This window comes from Monashia sp. HAY1-2A, from assembly GCF_056755315.1.
On record NZ_JBNDHY010000192.1, the window covers coordinates 1 to 7,783 of the forward strand.

The 7,783-nt window shown below is 74.1% G+C and carries 7 protein-coding genes; 4 read left to right on the plus strand and 3 right to left on the minus strand.

The annotated features are described in order from the left end of the window. The first annotated feature begins 199 nt into the window (after positions 1–199). From ACPYOM_RS19745 to ACPYOM_RS19755, 3 genes are read left to right on the plus strand one after another with little or no spacing between them, the layout of a single operon-like run. A complete protein-coding gene (locus ACPYOM_RS19745; protein WP_481347256.1) occupies positions 200–2,137 on the plus strand; it encodes a glycoside hydrolase family 15 protein in 1,938 nt (645 codons plus the stop codon). Next, positions 2,124–2,822 (plus strand): maleylpyruvate isomerase family mycothiol-dependent enzyme, encoded by a 699-nt coding sequence (locus tag ACPYOM_RS19750; protein ID WP_481343020.1) that lies wholly within the window; start codon positions 2,124–2,126, stop codon positions 2,820–2,822. The genes ACPYOM_RS19745 and ACPYOM_RS19750 overlap by 14 nt, the downstream gene beginning before the upstream one ends. A 2-nt stretch (positions 2,823–2,824) precedes the next feature. Continuing rightward, positions 2,825–3,517: an MBL fold metallo-hydrolase gene (locus ACPYOM_RS19755; RefSeq protein WP_481343021.1), complete on the plus strand. Its 693-nt coding sequence runs from the start codon at positions 2,825–2,827 to the stop codon at positions 3,515–3,517. Positions 3,518–3,527: 10 nt separating this feature from the next. On the opposite strand, the gene ACPYOM_RS19760 is transcribed toward ACPYOM_RS19755, so the two are convergent. The 3 genes from ACPYOM_RS19760 to ACPYOM_RS19770 form a co-directional block, all read right to left on the minus strand. Continuing rightward, a complete protein-coding gene (locus tag ACPYOM_RS19760; RefSeq protein ID WP_481343022.1) occupies positions 3,528–4,919 on the minus strand; it encodes an ATP-binding protein in 1,392 nt (463 codons plus the stop codon). Between the two features lie 10 nt (positions 4,920–4,929). Further along, positions 4,930–6,609 (minus strand): FAD-dependent oxidoreductase, encoded by a 1,680-nt coding sequence (locus ACPYOM_RS19765; protein ID WP_481343023.1) that lies wholly within the window; start codon positions 6,607–6,609, stop codon positions 4,930–4,932. Positions 6,610–6,700: 91 nt separating this feature from the next. Next, entirely contained in the window at positions 6,701–7,036 is a 336-nt protein-coding gene (locus ACPYOM_RS19770) for a hypothetical protein (protein WP_481343024.1), read from the minus strand. A gap of 176 nt (positions 7,037–7,212) precedes the next feature. Here ACPYOM_RS19770 and ACPYOM_RS19775 point away from each other — a divergent pair. Continuing rightward, positions 7,213–7,783 (plus strand): NlpC/P60 family protein (locus ACPYOM_RS19775; protein WP_481347257.1); only part of this gene is annotated, 571 nt, incomplete at its 3' end.

The window sequence follows — 7,783 nt, forward strand, 5'->3', positions numbered from 1 at the left end:
GACCCGGACAGCCCGGTGAAGACGACGAGGCTGTCCCTGGGGAGGTCGACCGAGACGTCGCGCAGGTTGTGCTCGCGCGCGCCGCGGACGACGAGGGAGTGGGAGGTGCCGGAGGGCGTAGCAGTCACGCGCCCCATGCTAGGTCGGGCCACCGACAGTGCCTCGCGGCGCCACCGGCACCGTTCGGCATACTCGCTCCATGAGCACGCCGCGGTCCACGCCCATCGAGGACTACGCCGTCCTCGGCGACCTCGGTACTGCAGCCCTCGTCAGCCTCAAGGGCTCGGTCGACTGGCTGTGCCTACCCCGGTTCGACTCGCGAGCCTGCTTCTCGGCGCTCCTCGGCACCCCCGACAACGGCCGCTGGCTGCTCACGCCGGCCGACCCCGACGCCCGGACGACGCGTCGCTACGTCGGCAACTCCTTCATCCTCGAGACGACGCACGTGACGTCCACCGGGACCGTTCGCGTCACCGACGTCATGCCGCTCGGGGACGGTCGCTCCGACGTGCTGCGCCGCGTCGAGGGGGTCGAGGGGACGGTCCGGATGCGCCACGAGTGGACGGTGCGCTTCAACTACGGGCGCACCCGACCGTGGGTCATGCGGCACACCGACGACCGCGAGGGCCGCACCGACGAGATCATCACGGCGATCGCCGGCCCCGACATGCTCGTCCTGCGCGGTGCGCGGCTCCCGCATGCCCGGGAAGGCCACCACGTCGACGAGTTCGACGTGGCCGCCGGGGAGACGATGACGTTCTCGACGACGTGGTTCCGCAGCCACGAGGCCATCCCGCCGCCGCTGCGCGTCCGGGCCCGGATCGAGGAGACCCTCGCCCTGAGCGAGAACTACGCCGCGCAGAGCCACTACACCGGACCCTACGCCGCGGCGGTGACGCGCTCGCTGCTCGTCCTGCGGGCCCTGACGCACGGGTCGACCGGCGGCATCGTCGCGGCGGCGACGACCTCGCTGCCCGAGGACGTCGGCGGCGAACGCAACTGGGACTACCGTTTCTGCTGGCTGCGCGACGCCGCGCTGACGCTCGAGGCCCTGCTCGGCTGCGGCTACCTCGACGAGACGGCGCTGTGGCGCGACTGGCTGCTGCGCGCCGTCGCCGGCGACCCCCAGGACATGCAGATCATGTACCGCGTCGACGGCGGCCGCGACCTGCCCGAACGCACCCTGCCGCACCTGTCCGGCTACGCGGGCTCGCGACCGGTCCGCATCGGCAACGCCGCCGTCGACCAGCGCCAGACCGACGTGCTGGGCGAGGTCATGATCTCTCTGGAGCACGCCCGCCAGCGCGGCCTCGAGGAGAGCGACGACTCGTGGAGCCTGCAGCGTGCCCTCGTCAACCACCTCACGACGCACTGGCAGGAGGCGGACAACGGGCTGTGGGAGATCCGCGGCCCCCTGCGCCACTTCACCCACTCCCGCGCCATGGTGTGGGCCGCCTTCGACCGGGCCGTCCGCGCGGTCGAGGAGTACGGCCTCGAGGGGCCGGTCGACCTCTGGCGCGAGCTGCGCGACCGGGTCCGCGAGGAGGTGCTGACCAAGGGCTACGACCCGGCCCGCAACACCTTCGTCCAGCACTACGACACGACCGAGCTCGACGCGTCGCTGCTGACGCTGTCCTCCATCGGCTTCGTCGACGGTGACGACCCCCGCATGGTCGGCACGATCCGGGCCGTCGAGGAGGACCTCCTGCGCGACGGCCTCGTCATGCGCTACCGCACGCGCACCGGCGTCGACGGGCTGGCCGGCGACGAGCACCCGTTCCTCGCGTGTTCCTTCTGGCTGGTCACCGCCTATGCGCGGGCCGGGCTCGTCGAGGAGGCCACGGCGCTCATGGACCGGCTCGTCGGCCTGGCCAACGACGTCGGCCTGCTCTCCGAGGAGTACGACCCCGGGAGCGGACACCTGGTGGGCAACTTCCCCCAGGCCTTCTCGCACCTGGCGCTCGTCGGGGCCGCCCTCGCCATCGAGCGGGCGAGCCGGCGCCCGGGGGACGCCGCCGAGGGCCCCGAGCAGCAGCCCTACGAGGAACCCGACACCGAGGACACCAAGGACACCCAGGACACGCAGGACACCCCGGACACGCAGGACCACCAGGAGGCTTCCCATGCACCGTCGTGACGTCACGCCCCGGCACGTCGCCACCGAGACCGACCGGCTGCTGGCCACGGTCGACCGGCTCTCCGACGCGGACCTCGCCGGGCCGTCACTGTGCGAGGGGTGGTCGCGCGGTCACGTCCTCGCGCACCTCGCCCGCAACGCGGACGCCCTGACCCGCGTGGTGTCGGTCGCCACGACCGGGGTCCCCGACACGATGTACGACAGCACCGAGGCCCGGGACGCCGACATCGAGGCCGGTGCCGGGCGCTCGCTGAGGGCGCAGGCCGAGGACCTGCGGGCCTCGTCCGCACGCCTCGCCGCCGAGCTGGACCGGCTCGCCCCCGACCACGGCGGCATCCGGGTGCACCGCACACCCGACGGGCCGGAGATCGCCGTGGGAGCGGTGCCGTACCTGCGCCTGCGTGAGCTCGTCTTCCACCACGTCGACCTCGATGCCGGCTTCCGGTTCGCCGACGCGCCCGCCGACGTCGTCGAGCTGCTGCTCGCCGACGCCGTGGAGCGGCTCGCGGGCGAGGACGCGCCGGACGTCCGCCTGCGGACCGACGAGGGTGACGAGCACGTCCTCGGAGCGGGGACGACCCGAGTCTCTGGCCCCCGGGCCGGAGTTCTCCTCTGGCTGGCCCGTGGACGGACCGACGGCGTCGTCGTCGACGGGCCCCTGCCGACGCTGCCCTTCGGAGGCTGACCGTGCCCGGCGCCGCACCGTACACCGGCCACGTCGAGCCGGGCGGCCCCGCAGCGGTCCGCGAGCTGCCCCGGCTGACCATCCGCAAGCTGTCGGTGTCCTCGTTCGACAACAACGTCTACCTGCTCACCTGCCGCACCACGGGCCGGCAGCTGCTCGTCGACGCGGCGGCCGAGCCGGAGCGCGTCCTCGAGCTCGTCGCGGCGGGGGCCGGCGGACAACCGCACCTCGACGTCGTCGTCACGACGCACCGCCACCGCGACCACGTGGGGGCCCTCGCCGAGGTGGTCCGTGCCACGGGGGCGCGCACCGTCGCGGGGGCCGAGGACGCCGACGGCCTGCCGGTGCCGGTCGACGACCGGGTCGGCCAGGGCGACACGGTCCGGTTCGGTGACGTCGTCCTCGACGTCGTCCACCTGCGCGGTCACACCCCGGGGTCGGTGGCGCTCGCCTACGCCGACGCCCAGGACCCCGCGGGGCGGACGCACCTGTTCACCGGCGACAGCCTCTTCCCGGGCGGCGTCGGCAACACGCGGAACGAGGGTCAGAGCTTCGACGCGCTCATCGCGGACGTCACGACGCGGGTCTTCGACGAATACGAGGACGACACGTGGTTCTACCCGGGGCACGGTGACGACTCGACGCTCGGCGCCGAACGACCGCACCTGCCGGAGTGGCGTGCCCGCGGCTGGTGACCTCCGAGCGTCAGGGCGTCCCGGCCACCGGCAGGCGCACCCGGAACGTCGTGTCCCCGGGGCGGGACTCCACCTCGATGGTGCCGCCGTGCCGGTCGACGACGATGCGGCGCGCGATGTCGAGCCCCAGGCCGGAGCCCCGCCCGACCTCCTTCGTCGTGTAGAACGCCTCGAACGCCCTCTCGAGGGACTCGGCGTCCAGGCCGGGGCCGGTGTCGTGGACCGAGACGACGACCGAGCCCTCCTCGGACCGCGTCCTGACCGTGAGGGTGCCCGAACCGTCCATCGCGTCCACGGCGTTGTCGACGAGGTTGGTCCACACCTGGTTGAGCTCGCCCGGCAGCCCCTCGACCGCCGGCAGGTCCTCCCCCCAGTCGCGCACCACGGTGACGCCGTCGCGCAGCTTCGGCCCCATGACGAGCAGCGTGCTCTCGAGGCCGTCGTGCACGTCGACGCGCTGCAGCGAGGCACGGTCCATCTGCGAGTAGGACTTGATGGCCGACACGAGCTCGGAGACGCGTCGGGTGGACTCGCGCACCTGGCGCAGGAGGGCTGCGACGTCGACGGTCGCGCCGACCCAGGCCAGACCCGGCCCGACGGCGGGAGGAGGGAGGACCCGGGCGACGCGCTCGCACCAGGCGGGGTCGGCGCCGGCGGCCACGAGCGAGGACGCGAGCTCCCAGGCCCGGGCGACCCCGCGCGCCTCGAGCCACTCGCCGAGAGCCTCCTCGCGGTCGGCCTGCACGAGGGCGTCGGGCAGCGTCGTCACCGGCCTGAGCTCGCGGCGCAGCGCGTCGAGCGTCGTGAACTGCTCCGACGTCACGGCTCGGACGGCCATGCCCCGCAGGGACTCGAGGAGCACGTCGCACGCCTGTTCGAGGTCCGCGGCCGAGCGGGTCGCGGCGGCGGCCGGGTTGTTGATCTCGTGGGCCAGGCCCGCCGCGAGCGTGCCGAGCGTGACGAGCGCGCTCCGCTGGCGGGCCGTGGCCTCGATGGAGCGGGCCGTGCCGTAGAGACCCGCGACGAGGTGGGCGGCGAACGGGAACCACGCGTCCGCGAGCGCCCGGAGCCGGTCCGCCGGGACGCGCAGGACGCGGCCGGTCTCGCGGCCGCGGGCCGTCGCGAGGTAGACGCCGTGCTCGTCCCACGCACGGAACCCGCCCGCCCATCGCCCCGGCACGTCCATGCGCCCGACGACGACGTCCTCGCGCCCGCTGTGCCTCGACAGCTCGAGGGCCCCGTCGAGGAGCACCCACCAGGCGTCGGCGTGCTCGCCCTCGCGGAAGAGCAGCGTGCCGGGGTCGACGCGCACCTCCTCCCCGGCCTCGATGAGCTCGTCGAGCTGCTCGTCGGACAGGCCGTCGAAGAGCGGGACCGCTCGCAGGTCGGTGCGTGTGACCACCGCAGCCTCCTCAGACCGTCGCGAGGTAGCGGTGCACGAAATGGACCGCCATGGCGCCTTCGCCGACCGCGGAGGCGACGCGTTTCATCGAGTCGAGCCTGACGTCGCCCGCGGCGAAGACCCCCGGCACGCTGGTCTCCAGGGCGAAGGGCGCACGTCGGAGCGGCCACTGCGGAACGCCTTGTGAGACAGACCTACCCGCGTGGACGTTGACGAGATCCGTTCCGGTGACGACGAACCCGTGGTCGTCGCGGACGACGTCGTCCCCGAGCCAGTCGGTCCGGGGCTCGGCGCCGATGAAGACGAACAGCCAGGACGCCGGGACCTCCGTGACAGCGCCGGACTGCCGGTGGCGCAGCGCCAGCCCCTCGAGGTGCCCGTCACCGGCGACGGCCGCCACCTCGCAGCCGAGCCGCACCACGATGGCGGGGTGGGCACGGATCCGGTCGACGAGGTAGGCCGACATCGACGCCTCGAGGCTCGGGCCGCGCACCACCAGCGTCACGCCGCCGGCGAAGCGGGCCAGGTTGAGCGCTGCCTGCCCGGCCGAGTTGGCGGCGCCGACGACGAACACGTCGTCACCGGCGCACTGGGACGCGTCCCGGGCGTTCGCGCCGTAGTAGACGCCGCGGCCGACGAGCGCGTCGATGCCCTCGGCGTCGAGGCGCCGGTACGACACGCCGGTGGCGAGCACGACACTGCGGGCCTCCACGTCGTCGGCGCCCTCGATCCGCACGGCCCGTACCGGTCCGCGGGCCTCGAGCGCCGTGACGTCGCGCGCGACGACGAGCTCGGCGCCGAAACGTCGGGCCTGGGCGAGGGCGCGCTGCGTCAGGTCCGCCCCGGACAGGCCGCGGGGAAAGCCGAGGTAGTTCTCGATGGCCGCGCTCTGGCCGGCCTGGCCGCCGGGTGCCGCGTGCTCGACGACGATCGTCGACAGGCCCTCCGAGGCCGCGTACACGGCAGCCGCGAGACCGGCGGGGCCGCCGCCGACGATGCACAGGTCGTAGAGGCTGCGCTCGGCGCGGGTGCGCAGCCCGAGCGCTGCCGCGAGGTCGACGATCGCCGGACTGCGCAGCGTCTCGCCGTCGGGCACGAGGACGAGCGGCAGGTCGGACGCGGCGGCCCCCGACAGCTCGAGCAGCCGCGCCCCCTCCGGGTCGCGCTCGACGTCGAACGACGTGTAGGGCACGTGGTTGTTGGCCAGGAAGCTCTTGACCTCGTGGCCGCGCTCGGACCAGCGGTGCCCCACGACCCGGACGTCGGCCGAGTGGTCCGGGTGCTCGGCGTGCCAGTCGGACAGGAGGTCGTCGAGGACCGGGTAGAGCCGTTCCTCCGGCGGGTCCCACGGCTTGAGCAGGTAGTGGTCGAGGCCGATCTCGTTGATGGCGGCGATCGCGACCTCGGTGTCGGCGTAGGCGGTGAGCAGGAGCAGCTTGGCCTCGGCGACGACCCCGCGAACCTGCCCGAGCAGCTCGATGCCGGTCATGCCGGGCATCCGCTGGTCGGCGAGCACCAGCGCGAGCGGGGTGTCACGCAGGACCAGCCGCCGCGCCACCTCGAGTGCCTCCGGTCCCGAGGTGGCGCGCACGACCCGGTGCTCGCCTCCGTAGCGGGAGCGCAGGTCGCGCGCCACCGCCTCGGACACGTGCGGGTCGTCGTCGACGGTGAGGATGACCGGCCTGCCCACCACGTCAGCGTAGGAGCCGGCGGGCGACGCCGGGCCGTTCTCGCCGGATCTCGCCGGATCCCGCCGGCCCGCGCTGGGAAACCGGTGGGGCTCAGGCGCTCTCGGCCTCGTCGACGTCCGAGATGTCCGACTCGCGGTCGGTCCCTTCGACGACCGCGATGAGCTCCTCGAGCTCGGTGCGCAGGAAGGGCAGGTCGTCGGGCACGTTCGTCAGGATGATGTGCCGCCGCGGGCTGTGGGCCACACAGAGCCCGACGCCGAGACGAGAACGCCCGTGTCGCTCGCGCCAGGCCCGCTCGAGGGCCGGCCCGCCGTCCCAGTCGACCGGGGCAAGGAGCCAGCCCTGCACGTCGACGATGTCGCCGTCCGGGCCGTGCCGTCGGTTCTTCGGGGGATCGAATCTCTCGACGGTGATCCGCTCGTCCATGTCTCGACGGTACTCCTCGGCCCCTGCCCGCAGGACCCATCACCGGTGGGCGAGTCGCCATCGTCACGAGACTCGCAGCCGCCACCCAGCCGGCGTCCACGAACCACCGGCCGACGCGTCGGTCCCGGCGGGGCCGGGCGGCTGCGCGTGGCCGGCGGGGTGCGAGGATGGCTCGCGTGAGCGCCGTCCCGACCCCCACCACCACGCAGGTCACGCACCTCACCTGCGTCGCCGTCACCACCGTCTGGACCGACCCGGCAAGCCCGCGCCCGGTCGACGCCCCTGCGGTCGCGGACGAGCCGGACCCGGTGGCGTGGCTCGCCGCCCTCGACGCCGCGGGCGCCGACGAGGACGGCGGCGGCCGGCTCGGGCTGCACGGACGCGTCGAGACCCAGCTGCTCGAGGGCGAGCCGGTGCAGGTCACCGGGACCGACGCCTCGGGCCGGTGGTCGCACGTCCTCGCCCCCTGGCAGCGCTCCCCCAAGGACGGACGCGGCTACCCCGGCTGGGTGCCCACCGCGCACCTGCGGGCGCTCGCAGATGACGAGGTGGCCCCGGACGGGCCCGTGGCCTCGGTCGACGCCGCGACGCTCGAGGGGCCGCACCCGGCCGTCACCCTCGCCCGACGCCACCTCGGGCTGCCCTACCTCTGGTCCGGCACGTCGCCGCTCGGTCTCGACTGCTCGGGCCTCGTCCTCGCCACCTGGCGCGAGCTGGGGGTCGTCGTCGCCCGCGACGCCTACGCCC

Excerpts from the sequence above, each read along its gene's own strand:
- ACPYOM_RS19770 (WP_481343024.1), bottom strand. The coding sequence starts at position 7,036 with ATGGACGAGCGGATCACCGTCGAGAGATTCGATCCCCCGAAGAACCGA.
- ACPYOM_RS19745 (WP_481347256.1), top strand. The coding sequence starts at position 200 with ATGAGCACGCCGCGGTCCACGCCCATCGAGGACTACGCCGTCCTCGGC.
- ACPYOM_RS19750 (WP_481343020.1), top strand. The coding sequence starts at position 2,124 with ATGCACCGTCGTGACGTCACGCCCCGGCACGTCGCCACCGAGACCGAC.